The following is a 24,987-nucleotide window of genomic DNA, read 5'->3' as shown; positions in this document are numbered from 1 at the left end:
TGGGTCAGTAGCGGGGAACCGCCGGGTCGACCTGGCGCGACCAGGCATCAATGCCACCGGCCAGGTTGACCACCGCTGCGAACCCTTGATTTGCCAGGAAATGCGCAACCTGCTGGCTGCGCCCCCCGTGGTGGCAAAGACAGGCGATCGGCCGGTCCGCGGGCAGCTCGCCAAGGCGTACCGGAATGCTTGCCATGTTCATGCGCACCAGCTCGAAGCCGTCAGCCTGGACCGAAGCGGTTTGCCATTCCCAGGGTTCGCGCACGTCCAGAACCACAGGCTCCTGTCCGTTGGCCCTCATCTGCGCGATCCAGCGGGGCAGATCGGTGGGGGTAATCTGTTCGATCATCGTCGGGTGGAGTCTTGTTTCAGAAGCGAAAGCGCGTCGGCTCGCCGAAGTTCAGCAGCCGCGGCGCGACGGTGTCCCAGTTTTGGCTGGTGCTGCAGGCAAGGTCGGAAACGCGTGTGACCACCGTCGCACGCATCATCGGCTCGGAGCCGACGATCGCGCCCAGACGTCCGCCGACCTTGAGCTGCGCCAGCAGCCGGGAAGGAACCTCGGCAACCGACCCGCTCAGCACAATCACGTCAAACGGTCCGTCGACCTGGGTGCCGGCGGCGCCATCACCGACGCGTACTTCGGCGTTGTGCACGCCGGCGCGCTGCAGGTTGTCGCGTGCCACACGAGCCATTTCAGGGTCAATCTCCAGCGAGATCACGCGCTGGGCCTGATGCGCCAGCAGCGCGGCCATGTAGCCGGAGCCTGCGCCCACTTCCAGCACTTTTTCATGCCGCTGCACCGCCAGATCCTGAAGCAGGCGGGCTTCCACACGGGGGGCAAGCATCACTTGTCCGTTGGCGCCCCCGGCGCTCAGGGGAATCTCCATATCCGCGAAAGCGAGCGCCTTGTGCGCCAGCGGCACGAAGTCTTCGCGCTTGACCACGCCCAGCAGGTTCAGCACTTGGGAGTCCAGCACCTCCCACGGGCGGATCTGCTGCTCGATCATGTTGAAGCGGGCTTGCTCGAAATTCATTTCAAATACTCCTTGGGGTATGTTAGCCGATTCTCGCGAATTTTACCGGTCAGGGGTTACCGGAGCTTGACGATCGGGCGGCCAAACCCAGCCGCCTGCGCAGCCAGGAGGCCAGATCGTCAAGGTAGCAATACACCACGGGCACGACCACCAGGGTCAGCAGCGACGAGGTGATGACACCGCCGATCACGGCCTGGCCCATAGGCGCACGCTGCTCGGAGCCCTCGGTGAGCGCAAAGGCCAGCGGAACCATGCCGAACACCATGGCCAGGGTGGTCATGAGGATAGGCCGAAGCCGCACCCGCGCCGCCAGCAGCAGGGCCTCGGCCCGCTCCATGCCCTCATCGCGCGCTCGGATGGCGAAATCCACCAGCAGGATGGCGTTCTTGGTCACCAGCCCCATCAGCATCACGATGCCGATAACCGAAAACATTGACAAGGTGGAGCGGAACATCATCAGTGCCAGCACCACGCCGATCAGCGTCAGCGGCAGGGATGTCATCAGTGCGAGCGGCTGCAGAAAGCTCTTGAACTGGCTGGCCAGGATCATGTAGATGAAGATGATTGCCATGACCAGCGCCGAAATGGCATACCCGAACGACTCGCTCATGTTCTTGGTGCTGCCGCCGAACTGATAGCGGTAGCCGGGCGGAAAGCTGATCGAGTCCAGTGCGGCGCGGATGTCGGCTGACACCTCACCAGCCGAGCGCTGGAACACGTTGGCATTGATCGAGACCTCCCGCGTCAGGTCGCGCCGGTTGATCTGGTTGGAGCCGGTGGATTCGCGCAATTCGGCAACCTGGCTCAATCGCACCACCCGCGCGCTGCCATCGGCCTGTGTGCCCACCACCAGTGGTATGCGCGCCAGATCGGCCAGGCTGTCGCGGGCTTCGGGCGCCAGGCGCACATTGACGTCATAGGTCTGGTCATCACTCGCGCGCCAGTTGCCCACCGTCTGGCCGGCTACCAGGGTGCGCACCGCGCCGGCGACGGCTCCCACACCGAGACCCAGGTCAGATGCCACATCGCGCCGCACCTGGATATCGATGGTGGGCTTGTCGGGTTTGACGCTCGAATCCAGGTCCACCAGGCCGGGCACGGTGCGGATGCGCTCGGTTACTGCGACCGCCAGGCGTTCCAGTTCGCGCAGATCCGGGCCCTGCAGCGAGAATTCGATCTGCTTGTTGCCGCCCACCGGGTCGAGCAGACCGGCGTGGATGACGGTGATCCCCGGCACTGTGCGCAGGCGATCACGCAAGCGGGCGGCCATCGCGTCGGCATTGATGCTGCGGTCCTTGCGGTCGACCAGCCGCACATAGATGCTGGCGTTGGTTTTCCCTTGGGCGTTGGCCGTGTTGATGGTGGTCAGCGTGTAGCGCACCTCGGGGAACTCGCGCAAAATGGCCGCCACCTGCCGGGCCTTGGTTTCGGTGACTTCCAGCGATGAGCCCACGGGTGTCTGGAAGTTGATCGAGGTCTCGGAGAAGTCCGCTTTGGGCACAAACTCGGTGCCCAGCAGCGGCACCATCACCACGCTGGTGGCAAAAACCGCCACGGCCATCAGCACCGTCGCGACCCGGTGTACCAGACTCCAGCGCAGGATGCGCTGGTAGGAATCGGCCAGACGGTCGGTGGCGGTGTCGAACCATCCGGTGACCCGGCCGATGGTCTTGTCATACAGCGTGACCGGTTTCGTGCGCTGGCCGTGAGCGTGGATGCTGGGGTCGTGCCAGACGGATGACAGCATCGGGTCCAGCGTGAAACTGACGAACATCGAAATCATGACCGCCGCGACGATGGTGATGCCGAATTCGTGGAAGAACTTGCCGATGATGCCGCCCATGAAACCGATCGGCAGGAACACCGCCACGATCGACAGCGTGGTCGCCAGCACCGCCAGGCCGATCTCCTGCGTCCCTTCCAGCGATGCCTGATACGGCGCCTTGCCCATCTGGACATGGCGCACGATGTTCTCGCGCACAACAATCGCGTCGTCGATCAACAGCCCTACACACAGCGACAGGGCCATCAGCGTGATCATGTTGATCGTGAAGCCGAAGGCGTGCATGAACAGAAAGGTGCCGATGATCGAAATCGGCAGGGTCAGTCCGGTGATGACGGTCGAGCGCCACGAGTTCAGGAACAGGAACACGATCAGCACCGTCAGCACCGCGCCCTCCACCAGGGTGCGGCGCACGTTGTCCACGGCGACCCGGATCGGCCGCGAGCCGTCAAAGATGGGCGCCAGCTGCACACCCGGCGGCAACTGCGGCTGCAGTTCGGCCACGGCGCGGGTCAGGCCGTCAATCACGGCAATGGTGTTTTCGTCCTGCGCCTTCTGCACCGACAGCAGCAAGGTGCGCTCGCCGTTGTGCAGGGCCAGCGATTCCACCTCCTGGGCGCCGTCCTTCACCGTGGCCACCTGGTCCAGGCGAATCGGCGCACCGCCGCGGCGCGCGACGATGATGCGGGCGAAGTCCTCCGGCCGCTGCAACCGGGCCGCCACCTGCACCACCCGTTCCTGCGTCAGGGAGCGCACGGCGCCCACGGGCAGGTCCTGGTTTTCCGTGCGCACTGCGGCGACCACCTGGTCGGGGGTCACGCCCAGTGCCTCCAGCGCATCGGGCTTGAGGTAAATGTTGATCTCGCGCCGGGTCGCGCCCACCAGCGCGACCGAACCGACGCCCCGGACGTTCTCCAGCCGCTTTTTCAGCACCTGTTCGGCCCAGTTGCTCAGCTCGACGGCGGTGGGGGGCAATGGCGCGCCGGTTGCGCCCGGAGTGGCCACCGGCAGCACCGCCAGCGACCAGACGGAGCGTCCCGACGGATCGAAGCGCAGCACCCGCGGTTCTTTGACTTCGGTGCGCAAGTTGGGCCGCACGGCAGCGATCTTCTCGCGCACATCTTCCGCGGCCTTGCGGCCGTCAATATGCAGCTGGAATTCGATGATCACCACCGACTGGTTCTCATAGCTGCGTGAGGTCAGCGCGTTGATACCGGCAATCGAGTTCACCGCCTCTTCGATCTTTTTGGTGACTTCGCTTTCCACGATCTCGGGCGCTGCGCCGGGGTATTCGGCGGTCACCACCACCACAGGAAAGTCGATGTTGGGGAACTGGTCCACCTTCAGGCGCTGCAGCGAGAACAGGCCCAGCACCACAAAGGCCAGCATCACCATGGTCGCGAAGACCGGGTTCTGCAGGCTGACACGGGTAAACCACATGAAATCAGCGCTCCCCGGCCACGGCGGCCGCCGGTGCGGCCGAGGCCGCGGTCGCTGGCGCGGCCAGTGGCTTGACCGGTGTGCCCGGACGCAACACGCCGGCGGTGCCCGCGATCACCGTGGCACCTGCTGTCAGCCCGTCGATGGCCACAAAGTCCTGACCATCGGCCTCGCCGCGTGCGCCGGTGGCGACCGTGCGGTGGGTGACCTGTCCGTTTTCCACGACTTGCACGTATGGGGCCGGCTTGTCGGTACGCAGCGCCGTGACCGGCACGGCAAGGGCACGGACGGTGCCGGTAGCCAAGGTCCCCCGCGCAAAAAGCCCCTGCCGCAGTGTGGGCGAGGGCGCCAGTGCAAGGTACACCAGCACCTGCCGGCTGCCGGCCTGCACCGACGGATTGATCCGCGCCACGCGGGCCGTCTGCGGTGCGGGCGCACCTTCCACGGCGACGGTCGCCGTCTGGCCTACCCGCACGGCGGCGGCCTCTTCGGCAGGCACCGTCACTTCCAGCTCCATCTGGGTCAGGTCGACAATTTCCACAATGCGGGCATCGACGCCGACCCGCTCGCCCGGCTGGGCCAGGCGTTGCGACACCTGGCCGGCAATCGGGGCTACCAGCACCGTGTCGGCCAGGCTTTTGCCGGCCAGTTCCACGGCCGCCTGCGCCGCCTGATGAGTGGCGCGTGCCGCGGCCAGGCTGGATTGCGACAGATCCAGCGCCGTGCGGGAAATGAAACCCTGGTCGACCAATGCCCGGTTGTTATCGAACTGTCGCTGTGCGATCTCGATCTGCGCCCGAGCCGCTTCGGCCTGTTGCTGCGCCTGTTGTACCCGTGAGCGTGCCTCGGCCGGGTCGATGCGGGCCAGCTCCTGACCGGCACGGACCGTATCGCCTTCGCGGACGACCAGGCCTTGCAGTTCCCCGGCCACGCGGGCCTTGACCACCGCCGAGCGCACGGCGCGTACCGTGCCGCTGATGGCGATGCCTTGGGAGAGTTCCCGCTCGGCAACCGTGATGCGTTCGTTGGCGGCCAGTTCCACTGCCAGCGGTGCGCGGCTGGCGGCCGCTGCCGCCACGGCTTCTTGCTGGGTTTTGCGGGCCTTGACTGCCCGCAAGACCGCCCCGGCGACCGCCGCGAGAATCAAGGCCACTATGAGCCAGCGCAGCCAGGATTTCATGGAGCGACGTCCTTCACCAGTCCCCGGGTCAGCAGGTCGGCATGCTGGGCGATGAACGCTTCCGGGTCCAGCGTTTCATTCGGGCTGCAGCAAGGTGCCATGGAGTGTTTCCACATCACCAGAAAAATCATCGGCGCCATGACTGCGTGCACGGTCAGGTGCAGATTCACCGGGCGAAATTCCCCGCGGTCAATACCGCGTTGAATCACCCGGCGCACCAGATCGGTGCCGGGCAACACCACATGCTGGTGATAGAAGCGCGCCAGTTCGGGAAAGTTGCTCGCCTCGCTGATGACCAGCTTGGTAATGCCGGAGGCTTTGGTTGACCCATAGCGGGTCCACCATTGCTCCAGCAGGTAACGCAACAGATCGGCCGTATGTCCCTCATATTGGGCCAGTTCCTGCGCGCCCTCGCTGACCGGGCGGGCCAGACTCTCCAGCACCACCGCCTTGAACAACTCTTCCTTGGACGGGAAGTACAGAAACAGCGTTCCCTTGGAGACGCCGGCGCGGTGCGCCACCTCTTCGGCCCGGGTCGCGGCAAAGCCTTTCTCGACAAAAAGGTCCAGTGCGGCATCGAGCAATTCGCCCGGACGCGCTTCCTTGCGGCGTTCGCGGCGGTGAGGGGACTCGGACATCAGGGCCGTGGGCATGGGTTCTACAGGGGTGGAGGAAGGAAGCACCTGAAGGGGTGCATTTAATGACCAGTTGGTTAGTAATGTAGTCGACCCCGCTGGCAGGGTCAAGAGCCGGGCACCGCCAGCAACGAAAGCGGCCAGCGTAACCGGCTTGTTCCTGAGGATCGGTCCCGGGTGGGTAAACCTGTGTAAAGCCGGCGGGTAAGGACAGAGCCGGCCCCTGCTTGCCTAAGTGGTTTTCGGAGCCTTGACGCGCGCCCCGCGGAGGGTTTTCAGCCACTTTTCAAGAAAAAACGGGCCATACCCAGCGTAAAAAGGTCACTTCTAGCTATAAATTAAATAGCGAAAAGGGCTGCCGCAGGCAGCCCTTGGTGCGGCAAGACGGAAAACGATTCAGTTGGCAAACGCCGCAATCCCGGTGATGGCGCGGCCCAGGATCAGCGCGTGCACGTCGTGGGTGCCTTCATAGGTGTTCACCACCTCCAGGTTCACCAGGTGGCGCGCGACGCCGTATTCGTCGCTGATGCCGTTGCCACCCATCATGTCGCGCGCCAGGCGGGCGATGTCCAGCGCCTTGCCGCAGCTGTTGCGCTTGAGGATGGAGGTGATTTCCACCGCCGCGGTGCCCTCGTCCTTCATGCGGCCCAGGCGCAGACAGCCCTGCAGGCCGAGGCTGATCTCGGTCAGCATGTCGGCCAGCTTTTTCTGGATCAGCTGGTTGGCGGCCAGCGGGCGGCCGAACTGCTGGCGGTCCAGCACGTACTGGCGGGCGCGGAAGTAGCAGTCTTCCGCCGCGCCCAAGGCGCCCCAGGCGATGCCGTAGCGGGCGCTGTTCAGGCAGGTGAACGGGCCCTTGAGGCCGCGCACCTCGGGGAAGGCGTTTTCTTCCGGCACAAAGACTTCGTCCATCACGATTTCGCCGGTGATGCTGGCACGCAGGCCCACCTTGCCGTGCACGGCGGGCGCCGACAGGCCTTTCCAGCCTTTTTCCAGCACGAAGCCGCGGATCTGGCCGCCGTCGTCCTTGGCCCAGACCACAAACACGTCGGCGATCGGTGCGTTGGTGATCCACATCTTGGCGCCGGACAGGCTGTAGCCGCCATCCACCTTGCGGGCGCGGGTGATCATGCTGCCGGGGTCGGAGCCGTGGTTGGGCTCGGTCAGGCCGAAGCAGCCGATCCACTCGCCGGTGGCCAGCCTGGGCAGGTATTTCTGGCGGGTGGCTTCGTTGCCGAACTCGTAGATCGGCACCATCACCAGCGAACTCTGCACACTCATCATGCTGCGGTAGCCGGAGTCCACGCGCTCCACCTCGCGCGCCACCAGGCCGTAGCAGACGTAGTTCAGGCCGGCGCCGCCGTAGGCTTCGGGAATGGTGGGGCCCAGCAGGCCCAGCTCGCCCATTTCGCGAAAGATGGAGGCATCGGTGGTTTCGTTGCGGAAGGCCAGCTGCACGCGCGGCAGCAGCTTTTCCTGGCAGTAGGCGCGGGCGGCCTCCTGCACCTGGCGCTCGTCGTCGGTGAGCTGGGCGCTCAGGTGGAAGGGGTCTTCCCAGCTGAAGGTGTTTTTGGGCGATGCCATGCGGTGTCTCCGGTGCGGGTTGGAACGGTGGGTGAGCCCTTCGACACGCTCAGGGCGAACGGTGAGGGGTTCACGGTGGGAACAGCGTGGATTGTCGTGGCGTCATGAATAGCTGTCTAATATTGATTGCCGATTGATCAATACGAAAACCAGATTCATGGAATTCCGTCACCTGCGCTGCTTCACCGTGCTGGCCGAAGAGCTGCATTTCGGCCGCGCCGCCCAGCGCCTGGCCATGACGCAGCCGCCGTTGACCATGGCGATCCAGCAGCTGGAGGCGTCGGTCGGGGCGCGTCTGTTCCTGCGCAACAGCCGCGGGGTGCAGCTGACCGAGGCGGGGCAGGCCTTCGTGCCGTCCGCGCGCGCCTTGCTGGAGCAGGCGCAGGCCGCCGCCCTCCAGGCCCGCGACATCGAGCAGGGTCTCGGCGGCACCTTGCGCATCGGTTTCGCCGGCACCATGCTGTATCGCGGTCTGCCGCAGATCCTGGCGTCCTTTCACGCCGGTGAACGCCGCTTGCGGGTGGTGCTGCGCGAGCTGAGCTCGAGCGAGCAGCTGGTCGAGCTGACCCGCGGACGGCTCGATCTGGCCTTTGTCCACACCACGCGCGTGCCGCCGCAGGTGTCGCAGATCCGGGTGTCGCGGCAGCCGTTTGTGGTGTGCCTGCGGGCGTCCCATCCGCTGGCAACCCGCAAGCGCCTGCGCCTGGACGAACTGGCCGGCGAGCCGCTGGCGCTGGTGTCGCGCCAGGTCTCGCCCGACTATCACGAGCAGATTCTCGCCGCCTGCGCCGCCGCCGGTTTTGTGCCGGACACCTTGCATGAGCTGCAGCATTGGCTGAGTGTGGTCAGCCTGGTGGCGCAGGGCCTGGGGGTGGCGCTGGTGCCGCAGGCGCTGCACCAGTCGGCCATTGCCGGGGCGGTGTTTGTGCCGGTCGACGGCGAAGCGCCGTTTTACGACACCTACTGTCTTTGGAAGGCCGATGCCGGCCGCCCGGCGCTGGAGGCTTTCGCGCAGGCGGTCCGGCACGTCGCGCACGGCCACGATTGAGCGCCGGCCCCGAAAAAGCCGGGCGGCGGCGCGGCCCTGCTCCCTTGGGAGGGTGGAGAAATATAAATGCGCGCCGGGCCGTAAACCTGTCACTATGGGCCTTCAACAGGACGGAGCTTTTATCAATTCTTATATCTGGTGCGCCGTAGGCGCTGGTCTGGGCTGGCTGTCGGGGCGCCTGGGCGCCCGCGGGAACCGCATCGTGCTGCTGGAGAACCTGGCCGTCGGCATCTTCGGCGCATTTATCGGTGGCGACTTTGTGGCCGCCGTGCTGCGGGCCGATGGGGTGAACGACGCGGTTTTCTCCCCGCGCTCGCTGGGATTGGCCGTGATCGGGGCGGTGGTGATGCTGCTGCTGCTGCGACTGATGCGCACGTTGGTCGGGCCCTTGCGCCATCGAAAAAGTGTCGTGCGCCGGCGGGACTGAGCTGCCTTCCGGCAACGGCCACGGTTCGCCCGTTGCCCTGGCCCGGCAAGGGGTTCGGGTGCCGCCGTAAGATGGAACGGTGCGCCTCGACCAATGACCTCACCGCAGGAGAGAAATCATGACCCCATCCCTGTCAACCCTGGTCCTGGGCGGCGGCTGCTTCTGGTGCACGGAAGCGGTGTTCAAGGAAGTCCGCGGCGTGGTCGATGTGGAATCGGGCTACAGCAATGGCCAGGCCGCGCGGCCGAGCTATGAGGATGTGTGCACCGGCCTGACCGGCTGCAACGAGGTGGTCAAGCTGGTCTACGACCCGGCCGACGTGTCCACCCGCGAGCTGCTGGAGATTTTTTTTGTCGTCCACGACCCCACCACGCTGAACCGACAGGGCAACGACCGCGGCACGCAGTACCGCAGCGGCATCTACTTCACCAGCCCAGAGCAGAAGGAAACCGCCGACGACCTGATCCGCGAGATGAGCCAGGACAAGCTGTTTGACGCGCCCATCGTCACCGAGGTGCTGCCGCTGGCCCATTACTGGCCCGCCGAGGACTACCACCAGGATTTTTTCGAGAAGAACCCGTACCAGGGCTATTGCCTGGCCGTGGCCGCGCCCAAGGTGGCGAAGTTCCGCAAGACTTTTGCGCGCCTGGCCAAGGCCTGAGCGATCCGCTACGCGCCGCGGTGGCCTGGTTTCAGCGCACGATCAGCGGGCGCATCCGGGGCCAGAACACAATCACCGCCAGCCCGCCGAGTACCAGCGCACAGGCACCGAGCTTCCACGCCGGCATGGCTTCGCCCAGCAACAGGGAGGAAGAGCCCATGCCAAATACCGGCACCAGCAAGGCCATGGGGGTGATGCTGGCTGCCGGGTGGCGGGCCAGCAGCCAGTTCCAGGCCCCGTAGCCGAACAGCGAGTTGCCCACCGCCTGCCACAGCACCGTGGCCCAGGTGGCGGCGCTGGCGGTTTGCAGGGCGGCAGTGATGGCCGCCGGGCCCTCCAGCAACAGGCTCAAGGCCAGCAGGGGTGGCACGGCGAACACACTGCTCCAGACCACAAAATGCAACATGTTGACTGGGCCGGCGGGGGGGGCGGGAACAGCCCCGGACGTGGCCCCTGCCGATTTCACGACCAGGTTCGCACACGACCAGAAAAATGCCGCCGCAAGCACCAGCCCCAGGCCTGTTGCCGTGACATGGGCCCCGAGGTTGAGCGCAATCAGTACCAGCCCGCCCAAGGCCAGCACCAGGCCGATGATCTGAAAGCCCTGTACCCGCTCGTGCAGCACCCACAGTGACAGGGCGATGGTGAAGAACACCTGCAGCTGAATGACCAGCGACGCCAGTCCGGGCGAAATATGCCCCTGCATGGCCAGATACAGCAGGCCGAACTGGCCCACGCCCAGCAGCACACCAAAGGAAGCGAGCGTGCGCCAGGCCACGGCCGGGCGGGGCATGAAGAGCAGCCAGGGCAGTGCGGACAGCGCAAAACGCAGGGTGGCGAACAGCAGCGGCGGCATGCCTCCGTCCAGGCCCCAGCGAATGACGACAAAGTTGGTGCCCCAGACGCAAACGACGGCCAGGGCCAGAAAGAGATGGGAAACGGGCACGCAGTCAGAAGTGGTGGTCGGGAATCCCCGAGCCTACCCGATGGGCCCGCGCTGCCTCAGGCAACGTCGGCCGTGGCTTCCCATTGCGGGAATGGATCAGGCAGGTCGGCCCAGCTTTTCAGGCCCTGGCGCATCTCGGTGGGGTTCAGCTGCAGGGCCTTCCAGGCCTGCTCGATGGCGTTGCGGTCCATGTTGCGACCGATGAAGACAACCTCGTTGAGCCGATCTCCCCAAGGCTCTTTCCATCGGGCCTCGATCGCCTCGCGCAGCGAGGAACCTTTGGGCGGCCAGCGGTCGCGCGGCGCGCTGGCCCACCAGCGTCCCACCGGTTCATGGGTAGCGGTGTTGCCGGCGCGAGAGTAGCTCACCACCCACTGCGGCCGACTGGCCAGCCAGACGTAGCCTTTGGCGCGGATCAGGCCAGGCAGAGGCTGGTCCATGAAGTTCGAAAATCGCCAGGGGTGCAGCGGTTCGGGGCTTCGCAGCACGAAACTTTCGATGCCGTAGGCCTCGGTCTCGGGTGTGTGCTGGCCTTCGAGCTCGCGCGCCCAGCCCGGCATGGCGCTGGCGCGCTCCAGGTCGAAGCGGCCGGTGCCCAGAATTTTGCCCAGCGGAATCCGGCCATGGTCTCCGTAAACGATTTCGGCCACCGGGTTCAAGGCCTTGACCACCGCGGTGACTTCGTCGAGCCGTGCCGCCTCCACCTTGTCGATCTTGTTGATGACGACGACGTCGGCGAATTCGATTTGCTCGGTGAGCAAGGCCGCCAGGCTGCGGTTGTCGTCCGGGCCGGCGGTCTCGCCGCGTTGCTCCAACAGGTCGGTACTGCTGAAATCGGCCAGCAGGTTGAGGGCGTCCACCACGGTGACCATGGTGTCGATCCGGGCCGCATCGTTCAGTGACTCGCCATTTTCGTCTTCAAAGTCAAAAGTCGCTGCGACCGGCATGGGTTCGCCGATGCCGGTGGACTCGATGAGCAGATAGTCGAAGCGGCCCTCCGCCGCGAGCCTGCGCACCTCCAGAAGGAGGTCCTCGCGCAAGGTGCAGCAGATGCAGCCGTTGCTCATCTCGACCATTTTTTCTTCGGTGCGCGAGAGTGCGGCACCGGCGTTCGCGGCACCGCGCTCGACCAGGGATGCGTCAATATTGACTTCACTCATGTCGTTGACGATGACCGCGACGCGCAAGCCTTCGCGGTTGGCCAGCACGTGGTTGAGCAGGGTGGTCTTGCCCGCGCCCAGAAAGCCCGAGAGAACGGTCACTGGCAGGCGGCGGTCGGTTTTCGCAGTGCTTGTAAAACCCATGGTGCTTGCCTCGTTCATTTGCCCTGGACCGCGCGGGTCATGGCCTGGGTGTTGGCCCGCATCATGGCCAGGTAGGTCGAGGCGGGTCCGCTGGCGTCGGTCAGCGCATCGGAGTACAGCGCGCCGGCCGGTTTGATGCCGGTCTCGCGGCCGATCTGCTCGATCAGGCGCGGGTCGGCAACACTCTCCACAAACAGTGCCTTGATCTGTTCCTTCTTGATCTGGCGCACCAGCTGGGCCACCCCCTTGGCGGACGCCTCGCTGTCGGTGCTCACACCCTGCGCCGCGAGGAACGTCACGCCATAGGCCTTGGCGTAGTAACCGAAGGCGTCGTGCGAGGTGATGAGCTTGCGCTGCGCCGGTGGGACGACGGCCCAGGCGGCCTTGATCTCGGCGTCCAGGGCCTGGAGCTGCGTTGTGTAGGCGGCGGCGTTCTTGCGATACAGGTCGCAGCCGGCGGCGTCGGCCGCACACAGTCCTTTGGAGATGTTGCCGATGTAGGTGATCACGTTGGGCACGGCCTGCCACGCGTGTGGGTCCGTATCACCATGGTGGTGTTCCGATCGCGCAGGGTTTTTGCCGGAGTGGTGGTGCTTGTCGCCCTCGGCCCGCAGCGGCTTGATGCCCTCGCTGACCACGACGGGTTTGCCCTTGAAGCCCGCCGTCTCCAGCAGACGTTGCATCCAGCCCTCGAAACCCAGGCCATTGGCGAACACCACCTGTGCCTGGCCGACTTTGCGCGCATGTGAGGGCGCGGGCTGAAAGACATGGGCGTCGGCGCCCGGGCCGACCAGCGTGTCCACCTCCACCCGCTCGCCGCCGACCTGGCGGACCAGATCGCCCAGGATACTGAAGCTGGCGACGGCTTTTACGGGTGGCGTGCTCTGGGCATGGCCCGGCGGACTGAAGGCGAGGGCACCCAGGCTGGCGATGGCAGCCAGGGTATGAAGACGGCGGTGCAGGTTCATGATGGGTGATGGGATGTGGGGAGATGGGAGAAGGGGTTTTCAGGCGCGCAGGTGGCTGCGCCGGACGCTGCGCTGGCGCAGCACTCCGCGCGGCGCAAAGACCATGGAGAGCAAATAGACCAGACCGAGGCCGAGCACGATGACCGGGCTGGTGGGCCAGTCGGCGTGGTAGGACACCAGCAGGCCGGCCACGCTGGCGAGCAGCGCGATGGTGGTGGCCGCCCCAATCAGCGGCCCGACGCGGCGCACCCAGAAGCGGGCGGCGGCTGCTGGCAGCACCATGATGCCGACCGCCATCAGCGTGCCCAGTGCGTGGAAGCCAGCCACCAGATTGATGACCAGCAGGGCCAGAAAGCCATAGTGCGCGAGCGCCCCGAGCCCGCTGACCTGGCGCAGGAAGTCGGGGTCCAGGCAGTCCAGAATCAGGGGCCGGCGGATCACCAGCAGCGTGGCCACTGTCACCCCGGTGATGCCCCACAGCAGCGCCAGCGCCGCAGTGTCCAGCGCCAGCACGGTGCCGAACAGCACATGCAGCAGGTCCACGCTGTTGCCCCGCACCGAGACGATGAGCACGCCCAGCGACAACGAGAGCAGGTAAAAGGCCGCGAGACTGGTGTCCTCGCGGATCAGCGTGTTGCGCGCCACCAGACCGGAGCCGATGGCCACCGCCAGGCCGGCAATGATGCCGCCCACCGTCATGGCGGCCAGCGACAGGCCGAACAGCAGGTAACCGATGGCCGCGCCGGGCAGGATGGCGTGTGCCATGGCGTCGCCCATCAGGCTCATGCGCCGCAGCATCAGGAACACCCCGACCGGGGCGGCACTCAGCGACAGCGCCACGCAGCCGAACAGCGCACTGCGCATGAAACCGAATTCGATGAAGGGGCCCAGAACGGCGATATCGGGGGCGATCACACCGCCTCCAGGTCGCTGATCACCCGGCCGGGCACGGCAGATTCGGCGGAGGGCGCCTGTTCGCAGACGCCAGCCCGTTCGTCGAAGGGCTCGCGCATGGCCAGTGCGCGAGACCAGTTCGCCTCGGTCAGCACCTCGGAGGTCGGTCCCCAGGCGATCGGCTCGCGGGCCAGCACCAGGGTGAGCGGGAAGTGCGCGCGAACCTGCTGCAGGTCGTGCAGCACCGCAATCACCGTGCGTCCCGCCGCCTGCCAGCGGTGTAACAGAGCCAGCAGATCCTCAGTGGTGCGCTGGTCGATGGCGGCGAAGGGCTCGTCCAGCAGCACGACCGGGGCGTCCTGCAGCAGCAAACGGGCAAAGCGTGCGCGCTGCAGCTGCCCGCCCGAGAGGGTGTCCAGCCCCCGCAGCGCGAAACCCGACAGGCCCACCGCTGCCAGAGCGGCGTCGCAGCGCCGGCGGTGTTCGGCGGTGAACCGTCCCAGCGCACCCACCTGCTGCCACAATCCCATGGCGACCATTTCCCACACCGTTACAGGGAAGCCGGGATCGAGCGTGCTGGTCTGTGGCAACCAGGCCGGCCGCACCGCTTCCAGCCCGCTGATCGACCCCGACAGCGGCGCCAGCTCGCCGCACAGTCCTTTGAACAGTGTGCTTTTGCCGGCACCGTTGGGCCCGACCACGGCGACCAGGGAGCCCGGCGCGATGCGCAAGTCCAGGTGGTGTACGGCGGGGTGACCGTCGTAACCCAGGGTCAGGTTCCGCACCACCAGGCAGACCGGGGATGCGGCGGCCGTTTGGGGTGTCGGGTGACGCAGGTCAGGCATGGTCAGTGTCCGGACGCACGACGGCTGCGAGCAAACCGGTGGCCGCCAGGACCAGCGCGACACAGGCGCCGCTGGGCAGGTCCAGCCACCAGGACAAGGCCAATGCGGCGCCACAGGAGAGCGCACCCAGCACCACGGCGGCAAGCTTGCCCAGGCCGGCACGTTGCCACAGCCCAGGGGCGATCAGCAGGGCGAATACGACGAAAAGACCGAGCGCCGGCACGGCCAGGCTGGCGACCAGCGCGAACAGGGGGTAAAAAACCCGGTTGGACGCGAGTCTGCGGCCGAACAGCGCCACCCCTGCCGCCGCGACGCCCAGCATCGCGACCTGGGTCCATCCCGCCCACAGCACGTCAGCGGCCAGCAGGCTGGCCAGACGCTCGCGGCCGTGAGGGTCCTGCCGCGCACCCAGCAGGGCGACACAGGCGCCGGCGACATACAACAGGCCAATCAAGGCTTCACGCTGCCGGGGCCATCGATCTGACAGCCAGGCCACGGCGCCGGCACAGGCCAGCGCGCCTGCGGCAGCCGCCATTTGTGTGGTGGTCAGACCTGGGTGATCTACCAGCGCAGCCACCCAGAGCGCCGCCGCGGCAGCGGCCTGCGCCACGGCCAGGTCGATGAAGACCACGCCGCGGGCCAGCACCTGAGCGCCCAGCGGCGCCAGGGCCAGCAGACCCAGGGCCAGGGCGGCAGCCGGCGGCAGAAACCAGGCGTCAGCCAGCGTCATGGCGGTGACGATGCTGCGGCTTTCAGCAGTGCGTCCAGCATTTGGTCGAACCAGGCGGCCAATGCGTCAGGGCCGGCGTCATCCGGCGGCGACGACGGCAGAACGAGCACAGGAACCCGGTCACCCAGTTGTCCTGCCAGCCATCGCGCCGGCCGTGGGTCCTGGTAGCTGGAAACCACCACCGCCATCGGCGGCTGGCGCCGCAGGCCGTCCAGCAGCCGCTGCAGATGCCCCGGCGTGGGCGCCATGCCCGGGCGAGGCTCCAGATCGGCCGTCTGGCGAAGCCCGAGCCAGCGCCAGAGATAGCCGAAGGTGCTGTGCTGTGCCGCAATGCTCCGGCCCCGCAGCGGGCGGGCGCGGGTTTCCCAGGCGGCGATGCGCGCTTTCCACTGGCGCTCAAAGCCGACCCGCCGTTGTTCGATGGCGCTGCGCTGGTCGGGCACCGCCTGCGCGAGGCGAGCCGCCAGGGCATGGGTCACCTCCAGGAGCTTGTGCGGGTCGGTATGCAGGTGGGGGTTGCCCTCGGCATGCACGTCACCGGCCCAGGGCGTTCCGATGGCACCGGGCTGCGGGTCGATCAGTTCCACATGGTCGGCGGCCTCGAACACCTCCCGGGTGCGGGCGTTGCCGGCGCGTTGCTGCAGCATGGGCAGCCAACCCGCCTCCAGCGACGCGCCGGTGCAGACGGCCAGGTCGGCATTGCGCAGCTGCGCAATCAGAGCCGGACGCGCCTCGACATGGTGCGGATCCTGGCCCGCGTGGGTGGCGACATGGACCCGGGCCTCGGGCAACAGGGTTCGGGTCAGCGCGGCCCATTCCGGCTCGCAGGTGAACACGGTGACCGCCTGCGCCGCGCCACCGACCAGCAGGCCGAGGGCGAGCACCAGCGCGTCAGAACGCATGCGCACCATGGGCTCCGAAAGCGAGGATGTACTGCAGCTGCAGGGAACGACGCGCCGGCGCGTCCACACCCACGGCGTCGCGCTGCCCGGTCCATTGCAGCCGTAGCGTCTGCTGATGCGATGGTTTCCAGGCCACCATCAGGCTGTGCTCGCGCAGCAGCAGGTTGTGGAAATGTTCGCCGTGGGGCATGCGGCCGCGCAGCCAGTCGGACCGTGCGCCCACCTCCCAGCTGGGGTGAAAGCGCCACACGGCACTGAGCGCATTGGCTTCGTGGCGGTCCCGTCCACTGGCGAAGCGGTTCAGTCCCGTGATCCGTGCGGCCTCGAAGCCCAGGCGCACCTGCTGGTCGCGGTTGTTGCCATTGGGGGCCCACTTCCATGTGGCGTCCATCATCCAGGTCTTGCGTCCGCTCAGCTGCGCGCTGTGGCTGTGGTCGTGCCCTTCCTCGGCATGTTCCGCTTCGTCCTCGACAGCGGCCTCGCGCCGGTTGTTGATGTGCGACAAGCCCAGCTGCCAGCTGTGCGAGCGGTTGAGGTCGCCACCCAGCTTGGTCGCCCAGGTGATGGCGCCGATGTGCCCCGGGGTGTTGGCCGTCTCGGTCACCAGTTTGCGCCCGCGAAATGCCTCGACCCCCACGGTCCAATACAGGGATGTTGGCGCCGTCCAGCTCAGCCGCAGCCCTTCGTCGTTCCAGTGACCGCCGAAAAACGCACGGTAGAGCAGCGGGCGGTCGGTAAAGTCATCGGCATGCGGGTGCTGGGTGTTCAGGTAGCCGACCTGCGAGGGGAAACGGCCGGCACGCAGTTGCAGACCGGCGGGCAGCGAGGTGGTCTCGATCCAGACCTCCTCGAAGCCTTTTTCCAGCTTGCCCTCATGGGTGGCCACGCTCGCCACCACGCCCGCGCGCAGGTGGGCTCCGAGCGGGCCGTGGGCGGTCAGGTCGCTGTGCCCCAGTTGCAGGCCCTTGTCGCGTGAGCCCATTGCCAGCGGCCGCGAGGTGGCGGTGGTGTCGAGAACGGCACCGAACTCCCAGCCCTTTTCGCTGGGTGCCCCTTTGCCGGCCTGCGCCAGGGCGCCGGAGGCGGCCAGGATGTTCCCAAACAGCAGGCTCCATCCGATCCGGGACAGTCGGTGGTGCAGGCGTCGGTTCGGTCGGTGATGCATGGAGGCTCCTGGAAGAGAAAATGCGGGCGCTGCGCGGCCCGGCTGCGCGATAATGCAACTGAGTTGCAGCCATTTTAATGCAACTTGGTTGCGTTATTGTTGAGCACGCTCGTGTTGCTGGTCTGGACCCTGATCGATGAACCCACAAGCGATTCCTGTAGCCCCGGCGCAGGTCGATGAGCGACTGCAGGCTCATGGCCTGCGGCGCACGGCAGCTGCCCGCCAGGTGCTCGGCTGGTTCCTGGCCCACCCCGACACGGCCTTTACCCATGCCGACCTGCAGGCTCACCTTTCGGCGGAAGATGGCGTCACGCTCGATCGGGTTACCCTGTATCGGCTGGTCGATCGTCTGACCCTGGCGGGCCTGCTGCTGTGCCGGGTCGACGCCCGCCGGGTGCGACGTTTCCAGGCCATGCCTGACAGCGTGCTGGCGGCGCCCCATTTCGAATGCCAGAGTTGCCACCGGGACCGCCCGCTGACCGAGGCGCTGCGCCGCGAGAGCGAAGCGCTGGAGCAGGCCGCCCGTTCGGCGGTGGACACGCTGCAGCAGCAGGGCTACCAGGGCGTGAGCGTCGAACTGGCGGTGCGCGGCGTTTGCGCCGATTGCGCCAGCCCGCCGCCCGAGCGCTGAGCCCATGATCACCACGAGCGGCCTGGTCTACCGCTACCCCGGCGGGGCGGCGCCGATCCGGTTTGCCGACATCTCGGTTCCACAAGGCGGTGTGCTGCGGGTCCAGGGGCGCTCGGGCAGTGGCAAAAGCACCTGGCTGGCCCTGGTGGCCGGTCTGCTCGCGGCTCACGGGGGAGCCGTGACGGTCGCCGGCACGGAGCTGCACCGGCTGGACGGTCGTGCCCGGGATGCCTGGCGCGCTGCGACAGTGGGCTGGTTGCCGCAGCGCCTGGCGCTCAGCGCGCCCCTGTCGGTGCGGCGCAACCTGGAGCTGGTCTTCTTTGCCGCCGGACTGCCGGTGGACAGCGCGGCCATAACGCGCACCCTGGCCGCGCTGGATGTCGGCGATCTGGCCGAGCGCCGGCCGGGCCAGCTGTCGGGCGGACAGGCGCAGCGGGTGGCCCTGGCCCGCGCCCTGCTGCGCCGGCCCCGTGTCATCCTGGCCGACGAACCCACTGCCAGTCTGGATGATGCCGCCTGCGCGGCGGCGCTGGCCTTGCTGCGGGACTGCGCGGCGGACGCCGGGGCAACGCTGGTGGTCGCCACCCACGACCGGCGGGTGGCCGAGGCGCTGCCCCAGGCTGCGGTGCTGGAGATTTCCAGCGAAATTGGGCAATACCCAGCGTAAAAAGGTCGCTTTACGCTATGAATACTGTAGTCATCGCCTGGCGCTACCTGTGGTCGCGCCCGCTCAGCACGGTGCTCAACCTGTTGTTGCTCGGCCTGGGCCTGGCCTCGATGACCTTTGTGCTGCTGATGAACGAGCGCCTGCAGCGCGCCTTTGATCGCGACCTGGCCGGCATCGACGTGGTGATTGGAGCCAAGGGCAGCCCGCTGCAGCTCATCCTGGCGGGGGTGTTCCATATCGACGTGCCCCCCGGCAACATTCCGCTGGCCGAAGTGCGCAAACTCCAGGCGCATCCCCAGGTCGCGCAGCTCATTCCGCTCAGCCTGGGCGACAACTTCCGGGGCTTTCGAATCGTGGGTACCACGGCCGACTATGTGCAGCACTACCAGGCCCGCCTGGGCGTGGGCGCGTTGTGGTCTGCACCCATGCAGGCGGTGGCGGGCGCCCAGGTGGCCGATCGCACCGGTCTGCGCCCGGGGGACCGGCTCGTCGGCAGCCATGGCCTGGGCGGCGGCGGGCATGCCCATGAACAGGCGCCCTATGTGCTGACCGGCGTGCTGGCGCCCTGCGGCTGCGTGCTCGACCGCCTGATTCTGACGTCGACCGAATCGGTCTGGCAGGTGCATGAAGAAATGCACGCCGGCACCGATGGCCTGGATGCCGCCGACCGCGAAGCACTGGCAGCCGACCGCGAGGTGACCATTGCACTGATCCGTTACAACACGCCGCTGGCTGCGGTGACCTTTCCGCGCCGGGTGAATGCCGACACCACGATGCAGGCCGCCGCCCCGGCGGTCGAAATCACCCGGCTGCTGGGGCTGCTGGGTGTGGGCGCGCGGGTGCTGGAGGGGGTCGGGCTGGTGTTGCTGCTGACCGCGGGCCTGGGGGTGTTCATGGCCTTGTGGAGCGCCATCCGCGAGCGCCGGTCGGACCTGGCGCTGCTGCGCATGTTGGGCGCACCACCGGGGCGGCTGGTCGCCTTGCTGCTGGCCGAGGCACTGTGGCTGGCCGCGCTGGCCACGGTGGCCGGCATCGCTGCAGGACAGGCGCTGGCGACCTTGGTAGGCTACGCCCTGCAGGCCGAGCGCTCGATCACCCTGGCGGCGGGTCTGTGGCCGCCGCAACTGGCTGCCGTGCCGGCGCTGGCGCTGCTGGTGGCGGTTCTGGCGGCCTTGTTGCCGGCCTGGAGTGTGTATCGGGCCGATGTGGCCCTGCTGTCTGATGAAAGGTAAAAAATGGCTCCGAAATGGTTGATAGCCAGCATTTTTCTGTCGGTTTTTGCTATGAATGCCGTAGCGCAACACTCCGACAAGGAACGCAAGGAAGACATTGCCCGCCACCGGGCGATGGCAGCCGCCCATGAGGCGGCCGCCAAATGCCTGGAATCCGGCAAAAAGGAAGATGTCTGTTTTGCCGAACTGCAAGCGGCGTGCAAAGGCCTGGCGATCGGCAAGTACTGCGGCATGAAACATGCCCACTGATCGCCGCCGCCGCGGGATGCTCGTCGGCCTGATGGCCCTCGCGGGCGGGGTCGGCGCCAGCCGGGCCCAGGTGGTGCTCAGCTCGCCGATCCCCGGGGTCCAGCCCGCGCCCCGGGGTGCGAACGCGTCGGTCGGGGGGGGCGCCGGGCCGGCCGGTGCCGTACCGGCGGGCACGGGAGCGGGCGTCCACAGCCCCAACAGTCCGTTTGCGCCGCTCGTTGAACGGGGCGACGTGGTGCCCTGGTCGGTACTCACCCAGGTGCGCACGCGGGTGGAAAACAAGCGTATCGTGCCGGTGTTCGAGGCGGCCCAGACCGGGCTGAACCAGAAGACCCAGCGCATCCAGGGCTTCATGTTGCCGCTGGAGCCGGGGGAGCGGGTGCGCCACTTTCTGCTCAGCTCGGTGCCGCTGACCTGCAGTTTCTGCACCCCCGGCGGGCCGGAAAGCATGGTCGAGGTTCGCGCGCGCACAGCCATCAAGGCAACCCTGGATGTGCTGGTGGTCGAGGGCAAATTCGCGGTGCTGAAGGACGATCCCTATGGCCTGTACTACCGCATCACCGACGCGGTCGCGGTGAAGTAGGGTAAACCAGCCCCCCGCCGCGCTGGTCCCGGCGTCGGCGCTTGTTACCATTTGTGCATGACCCAGCCCGCCATTTCCGGTTCCGATTGGCCGCAGGCCCTGCGTGAGGCCGTGGCAGAGGCTGCCGGCCCGCTGATGGAGCGGCTGGTCGATCGCGCCCGCCTGGCGCTGGCGCACGATGCCGCCACCATCCACCTGCGTCTGGGCCGGGGCGCCACCGACCTGGACCCCGCCGCCTTTATGGTCCGGCAAACCGCCGAACTGGCGGCCGCGTTCACCCAGGCGCTGGGGGACCATCTGGCTGAGGGCCCGACATCGCGCCCCGTCCCGCTCGACCTGCAATCGCTGGAACTGATGACCGAAGACCAGGTGCTGGAGACCGTGGAGCGGGTGCGCGCCCGCCACCGCATGGAAGCCGAAACCGATCTGGCCATGACCCGCCTGACTTCGCTGGTCGCCGGGCTGCGGGGGCGGCGGATCGCGCGCGCGAAAGACAACCCCTTGCCCTCCGAGGTCTGGGTGGATGCCATCGCGACTGCGGCCCACCGGGTCAACGTGCCATTCGATCTGCGGGCGCTGTGGGTGCGCCATCTGGGCAATGCCCTGGTCGAAGAACTGCCCGCGACCATCGACCGGCTGTGTGGCCTGCTGAGCGCGCTCGGAACCCAGCCCGCGCCGTGGGCGCGCGACGGCGAGTCCGATTCCGTGCCACCGCCTTCCGCGGCGCCGGCCCCGGCCGACACCTTGGTCCAGGCCGGATCAGCCGGTTCGGCAGAGGGCCTCGACCTGCTGGCGCTGTGGCGTCTGATTTCCCGCCGTGCCCGCCACCACGGTGCCGGCGGCGCCGTCGCCTCGGCGCCAGCGCCCCTGCGCGGCGGGGATACCACCATACCGTCGGTGCTGGTAACGCTGATGGACATGGGCGGCGCCCCGGAGGTGATCGAACGCATCCAGTTGCAGCAGGAACTGGCGCCGCCCCCGGCCGGTGACGATCCGCTGGCTCTGCGGGCCGCGGCGACAGCCGCGCTCAGCCAGGAGGTGGTCCGCCTGGTGTTGCTGCGTCTGTGTGAGGACCCGCAGGTGCTGCCGTCGATGCGGGCGGTGCTGATGGACCTGGAGCCGGCGCTGCAGCGCATTGCCCTCAACGACCCGCGCTTTTTCTGGGACACCGGCCACCCGGCGCGGGCGCTGATGCAGGCCATGTTGCGGCGCAGCGGCGCCTGGGCCGACGAGGCGGGCACCGGATATGGCGAGTTTCTGCATGAGTTGCGCGATGCCGTCCAGGCCCTGCGCGAGTTGCCCATGCTCAATGCGGAGCCCTTCGAGTTCACCCTGGCGATGCTGGAACAGAGCTGGGAGCGCGAAAGCAACCGTGAACAACAGCGCCAGTCACAGGCCCGGCGGGCGTTGCGGTGGGCGGCGCGACGCAATGCCCACGCCGCCGAAATCGCGGCGGATTTTCGCAGCCGGCCCGATCTGGCGTCGGCGCCCCGGTTTGTGCGACGTTTTTTGCTCGGCCCCTGGGCTCAGGTGGTCGCCACCGAACGCCTGAAGGACGAAACCGAATCCGGAACCGGCGACCCGCAAACCCGGCTGTCCCTGGTCGATGACCTGCTGTGGAGCGTTCAGGCCCGGCTGGTCCACAACCACCGCAGCCGCCTGGCGCACAAAGTGCCCGGGCTTTTGCAGGGCCTGCGCGAAGGCCTGGGTGGCCTGGCGCTCGATGACGCCGAAATCCGCGCTTTCTTCAATGAACTGGCCGACCTGCACCAGCGCCTGATGCGCGGTGAACTGCCCCCGGAGGCGCTGCCCGACGCGGCCGTGCCCGGGCTGGAAGTGGTCGAACTGGACTCGGACTTCTGGATGGCACCGGCCGAAGCGCGAGACTCGGGCTTCATCGCGGACACCCAGCCCGCCGCCGAAACCCTGCCCGACACCCAACCGTCGGCGGGCGACCGGGCCGCGCTTGGCGAGCCGGCGCTGCCGCCGCGCCTGCCCGACCTGCGGCTGGGCAGCTGGTGGGATCTGGTGATCGATTCGGTCAGCCATCGCTGGCGTCTGGACTGGGTCGGCCCCGGTGCCAAGGTGTTCCTGTTTGCCGACGCAGCGGGGCAGACCCACGCGCTGTCACGCCTGAGTGTGGAGCGACTGGCCGTGGCCAACGCCATTGTTGCAGTGGCCGCGGCGCCGTCGGTCACCGGTGCCTTTGACGCCGTGGCCCGGGCCGCGTTGCAGGCCAGTGCCCGGCGCGACGAGCCACCGCCGATGTGACGGCCAAGCCCCACCGCCGGTGCCGTGTTCTTGTCCCGGCGTGAGGCCTCCTGCGGCAGAGCGCCGGCCCCGGCCGCTAAGATCGCGCCCCCATGTCGCTTGACCATCCCGTTGTTTCCGCCCTGCTGCCCGTGGTGCTGCTGATCGCCATCGGCTGGGTTGCCGGGCGGGCGCGGCTGGTGCGCGGCGAGGGGGTGCGCGACCTGTCCAATCTGGTGTTCCTGGTGCTGACCCAGGCGCTGCTGTTTCGCACCATGAGCGCCGTGCACATCGAGCGGATCGACTTCGGCTCGGTGGCCCTGTACTACGCGGTGGCGGCGGCGCTGTTCATCGTCACGCTGCTGGCGCAGGGCCTGCACGCGCGATCGGCCGTGGTGGCGCTGGCGGCGATCTTCAGCAACACGCTCATGATCGGTGTTCCGCTGGTTGGCCTGGCCTACGGGGAAGCGGGCCTGGTGCAGTTGTTCACGCTGATCTCGCTGCACGCGCTGGTGCTGCTGACCTTTGCGACCGTGGTGCTGGAGCTGCTGGTGGCCCGCGAAGACGCCCGTGCCGGCACGGCCGCCCCGCGCCACCTGCTGGCCACCGTAGGCCAGGCGGTGAAAAACGCTGTCCTGCATCCGGTGCCCTTGCCGATTCTGGCGGGCCTGGCCTATGCCCAGACCGGCCTGGGCCTGCACGCGGTGGTGGACCGCCCGCTCAAGCTGCTGGGGGACGCTTTCGGCCCGGTGGCGCTGGTGCTGGTGGGGGTGACGCTGTCGCAGACCGCCATCGGCGCCCATCTGCGCGGGGCGCTGGTGATCTCTGCCTTGAAAACCGTGCTGCACCCGCTGCTGATGGCCGCCGCCGGCTGGACGTTGGGTCTGCGGGGCCTGCCGCTGGCGGTGATGGTGGTCGCCGCCGCACTGCCGGTGGGCGCCAATGTGTTCCTGTTTTCGCAGCGCTACCGCCAGGCCGAGGAACTGGTCACCGCCAGCGTGGCTGTATCCACCGTGTTCGCCATCGCCAGCGTCACCGTGGTGATGGCCTGGCTGCCGCGCCTGACGGGCTGAGCGGCCGCGCAGCGGCCGTGGGCGCCGTTTTGTGCAGAAATCAGGTCATACCCAGCGTATAAAGGTCGTCTGTTGCTCCTGAAATAGGAGTTATTTTCACGGCGCCAGCCGCTCGCGCACCCAGGTTTCGCCGTCGAGCCGGTAGCGCAGCCGGTCATGCAGGCGGCTTTTGCGGCCTTGCCAGAATTCCCAGCGGTCAGCCCGGAGCCGAAAACCGCCCCAGTGCGGCGGGCGCGGGGGCTGCAGCAGGAATTTCGCGCCATATTTCGCGGCCTGGGTCACCAGTACCGTGCGGTCGGGGATGACCTGGCTTTGCGGGCTGGCCCAGGCGCCGATGCGGCTGTCCAGCGGGCGGGTGGCGAAATAGGCGTCGCTCTCGTCGTCGCTGACTTTCTCGACCAGGCCTTCGATGCGCACCACCCGCTCCAGCTCCACCCAGTGGAACTGCAACGCGGCATACGGGTTGCCGGCCAGTTCCTGCCCCTTGCGGCTGCCGTAGTTGGTGTACCAGACGATGCCGCGCGCGTCGTAGCCCTTGATCAGCACCACCCGGGTGCTGGGGCGCAGATCGCTGGCGACGGTGGCCACCGTCATGGCGTTCGGTTCGGGCAGTTCCGAGCGCAGCGCCTCCTGAAACCATTGGTCAAACTGCGCCAGCGGGTCGGCGTGGGAGTGGGCCTCGCTGAGCTCGGCCTTTTCGTAACTTTTGCGGATATCGGCGATGTTCATCGGCCCAGTATAGGAAAGCCGGCGTGC

25 protein-coding genes are annotated in these 24,987 nt (G+C 67.4%); 10 read left to right on the top strand and 15 right to left on the bottom strand.

All coding sequences use genetic code 11. The features are described from left to right. Positions 1-4: 4 nt before the first annotated feature. The 6 genes from AC2EBU_RS06545 to AC2EBU_RS06520 all read right to left on the bottom strand — a co-directional run bounded on the left by AC2EBU_RS06545 (position 5) and on the right by AC2EBU_RS06520 (position 7,656). Positions 5-349, bottom strand: a complete 345-nt coding sequence (locus AC2EBU_RS06545; RefSeq protein WP_484609560.1) for a rhodanese-like domain-containing protein — start codon at positions 347-349, stop codon at positions 5-7. A gap of 19 nt (positions 350-368) precedes the next feature. Continuing rightward, a complete protein-coding gene (locus AC2EBU_RS06540) occupies positions 369-1,034 on the bottom strand; it encodes a protein-L-isoaspartate O-methyltransferase family protein (RefSeq protein ID WP_484609559.1) in 666 nt (221 codons plus the stop codon). 49 nt (positions 1,035-1,083) lie between these two features. After that, entirely contained in the window at positions 1,084-4,257 is a 3,174-nt protein-coding gene (locus tag AC2EBU_RS06535) for an efflux RND transporter permease subunit (RefSeq protein ID WP_484609558.1), read from the bottom strand. Positions 4,258-4,261: 4 nt separating this feature from the next. After that, entirely contained in the window at positions 4,262-5,437 is a 1,176-nt protein-coding gene (locus AC2EBU_RS06530; RefSeq protein ID WP_484609557.1) for an efflux RND transporter periplasmic adaptor subunit, read from the bottom strand. Further along, positions 5,434-6,075, bottom strand: a complete 642-nt coding sequence (locus AC2EBU_RS06525) for a TetR/AcrR family transcriptional regulator (protein WP_484609556.1) — start codon at positions 6,073-6,075, stop codon at positions 5,434-5,436. Before AC2EBU_RS06525 ends, AC2EBU_RS06530 begins: the two co-directional genes overlap by 4 nt. Before the next feature lie 393 nt (positions 6,076-6,468). Continuing rightward, positions 6,469-7,656 carry an acyl-CoA dehydrogenase gene (locus tag AC2EBU_RS06520; RefSeq protein ID WP_484609555.1) on the bottom strand — a complete coding sequence of 396 codons (1,188 nt, stop codon included), beginning with the start codon at positions 7,654-7,656 and terminating at the stop codon, positions 6,469-6,471. A 157-nt stretch (positions 7,657-7,813) separates the two neighbouring features. On the opposite strand from AC2EBU_RS06520, the gene AC2EBU_RS06515 reads away from it, so the two are divergent. From AC2EBU_RS06515 to msrA, 3 genes are all read left to right on the top strand, one after another. After that, entirely contained in the window at positions 7,814-8,704 is an 891-nt protein-coding gene (locus tag AC2EBU_RS06515) for a LysR family transcriptional regulator (protein ID WP_484609554.1), read from the top strand. A 94-nt stretch (positions 8,705-8,798) separates the two neighbouring features. Next, positions 8,799-9,131: a hypothetical protein gene (locus AC2EBU_RS06510; RefSeq protein ID WP_484609553.1), complete on the top strand. Its 333-nt coding sequence runs from the start codon at positions 8,799-8,801 to the stop codon at positions 9,129-9,131. 118 nt (positions 9,132-9,249) lie between these two features. Next, positions 9,250-9,792 carry a peptide-methionine (S)-S-oxide reductase MsrA gene (msrA, locus tag AC2EBU_RS06505; protein ID WP_484609552.1) on the top strand — a complete coding sequence of 181 codons (543 nt, stop codon included), beginning with the start codon at positions 9,250-9,252 and terminating at the stop codon, positions 9,790-9,792. Positions 9,793-9,823: 31 nt separating this feature from the next. On the opposite strand, the gene AC2EBU_RS06500 is transcribed toward msrA, so the two are convergent. The 8 genes from AC2EBU_RS06500 to AC2EBU_RS06465 are packed head-to-tail and all read right to left on the bottom strand — an operon-like array spanning position 9,824 to position 17,546. Further along, positions 9,824-10,738, bottom strand: coding sequence for an EamA family transporter (locus AC2EBU_RS06500; protein WP_484609551.1), 915 nt, complete (start codon positions 10,736-10,738; stop codon positions 9,824-9,826). A gap of 56 nt (positions 10,739-10,794) precedes the next feature. Further along, the gene (locus AC2EBU_RS06495; RefSeq protein ID WP_484609550.1) at positions 10,795-12,042 is read right to left on the bottom strand and encodes a GTP-binding protein; all 1,248 of its coding nucleotides are present in this window, start codon (positions 12,040-12,042) and stop codon (positions 10,795-10,797) included. Between the two features lie 14 nt (positions 12,043-12,056). Next, positions 12,057-13,010: a metal ABC transporter substrate-binding protein gene (locus AC2EBU_RS06490; RefSeq protein ID WP_484609549.1), complete on the bottom strand. Its 954-nt coding sequence runs from the start codon at positions 13,008-13,010 to the stop codon at positions 12,057-12,059. A 39-nt stretch (positions 13,011-13,049) separates the two neighbouring features. Further along, positions 13,050-13,922, bottom strand: a complete 873-nt coding sequence (locus AC2EBU_RS06485) for a metal ABC transporter permease (protein ID WP_484610128.1) — start codon at positions 13,920-13,922, stop codon at positions 13,050-13,052. Next, on the bottom strand, positions 13,922-14,749 hold the full coding sequence (locus tag AC2EBU_RS06480; protein WP_484609548.1) for a metal ABC transporter ATP-binding protein: 828 nt from the start codon (positions 14,747-14,749) through the stop codon (positions 13,922-13,924). Before AC2EBU_RS06480 ends, AC2EBU_RS06485 begins: the two co-directional genes overlap by 1 nt. Next, entirely contained in the window at positions 14,742-15,479 is a 738-nt protein-coding gene (locus tag AC2EBU_RS06475; RefSeq protein ID WP_484609547.1) for a metal ABC transporter permease, read from the bottom strand. The genes AC2EBU_RS06480 and AC2EBU_RS06475 overlap by 8 nt, the downstream gene beginning before the upstream one ends. Then, positions 15,476-16,381, bottom strand: coding sequence for a metal ABC transporter substrate-binding protein (locus AC2EBU_RS06470; protein ID WP_484609546.1), 906 nt, complete (start codon positions 16,379-16,381; stop codon positions 15,476-15,478). Before AC2EBU_RS06470 ends, AC2EBU_RS06475 begins: the two co-directional genes overlap by 4 nt. Continuing rightward, positions 16,371-17,546, bottom strand: coding sequence for a hypothetical protein (locus AC2EBU_RS06465; RefSeq protein WP_484609545.1), 1,176 nt, complete (start codon positions 17,544-17,546; stop codon positions 16,371-16,373). The genes AC2EBU_RS06470 and AC2EBU_RS06465 overlap by 11 nt, the downstream gene beginning before the upstream one ends. Positions 17,547-17,682: 136 nt before the next feature. Between AC2EBU_RS06465 and AC2EBU_RS06460 the strand changes: the two genes are divergently transcribed. The 7 genes from AC2EBU_RS06460 to AC2EBU_RS06430 all read left to right on the top strand — a co-directional run bounded on the left by AC2EBU_RS06460 (position 17,683) and on the right by AC2EBU_RS06430 (position 24,231). Further along, positions 17,683-18,177 (top strand): Fur family transcriptional regulator, encoded by a 495-nt coding sequence (locus AC2EBU_RS06460; protein WP_484609544.1) that lies wholly within the window; start codon positions 17,683-17,685, stop codon positions 18,175-18,177. A gap of 4 nt (positions 18,178-18,181) precedes the next feature. Next, positions 18,182-18,844, top strand: a complete 663-nt coding sequence (locus tag AC2EBU_RS06455) for an ATP-binding cassette domain-containing protein (RefSeq protein WP_484609543.1) — start codon at positions 18,182-18,184, stop codon at positions 18,842-18,844. Between the two features lie 17 nt (positions 18,845-18,861). After that, on the top strand, positions 18,862-20,076 hold the full coding sequence (locus AC2EBU_RS06450) for an FtsX-like permease family protein (protein ID WP_484609542.1): 1,215 nt from the start codon (positions 18,862-18,864) through the stop codon (positions 20,074-20,076). Positions 20,077-20,127: 51 nt separating this feature from the next. Then, complete coding sequence (locus AC2EBU_RS06445) at positions 20,128-20,325, top strand: hypothetical protein (RefSeq protein WP_484609541.1); 198 nt, start codon at positions 20,128-20,130, stop codon at positions 20,323-20,325. After that, positions 20,315-20,908, top strand: a complete 594-nt coding sequence (locus tag AC2EBU_RS06440; protein ID WP_484609540.1) for a DUF3299 domain-containing protein — start codon at positions 20,315-20,317, stop codon at positions 20,906-20,908. The genes AC2EBU_RS06445 and AC2EBU_RS06440 overlap by 11 nt, the downstream gene beginning before the upstream one ends. A gap of 57 nt (positions 20,909-20,965) precedes the next feature. Continuing rightward, on the top strand, positions 20,966-23,179 hold the full coding sequence (locus AC2EBU_RS06435; protein WP_484609539.1) for a DUF1631 family protein: 2,214 nt from the start codon (positions 20,966-20,968) through the stop codon (positions 23,177-23,179). A gap of 92 nt (positions 23,180-23,271) precedes the next feature. Further along, positions 23,272-24,231 (top strand): AEC family transporter, encoded by a 960-nt coding sequence (locus AC2EBU_RS06430; protein ID WP_484609538.1) that lies wholly within the window; start codon positions 23,272-23,274, stop codon positions 24,229-24,231. A gap of 96 nt (positions 24,232-24,327) precedes the next feature. Here AC2EBU_RS06430 and pdxH read toward each other — a convergent pair whose 3' ends face one another. After that, positions 24,328-24,960, bottom strand: coding sequence for a pyridoxamine 5'-phosphate oxidase (gene pdxH, locus AC2EBU_RS06425; protein WP_484609537.1), 633 nt, complete (start codon positions 24,958-24,960; stop codon positions 24,328-24,330). Positions 24,961-24,987 lie beyond the last annotated feature (27 nt).

The sequence above is a fragment of the Curvibacter sp. T50 genome (genome assembly GCF_057219955.1).
Note: the sequence above shows the minus strand (reverse complement) of the source record. Positions and strands in the feature narration are given on the sequence as shown.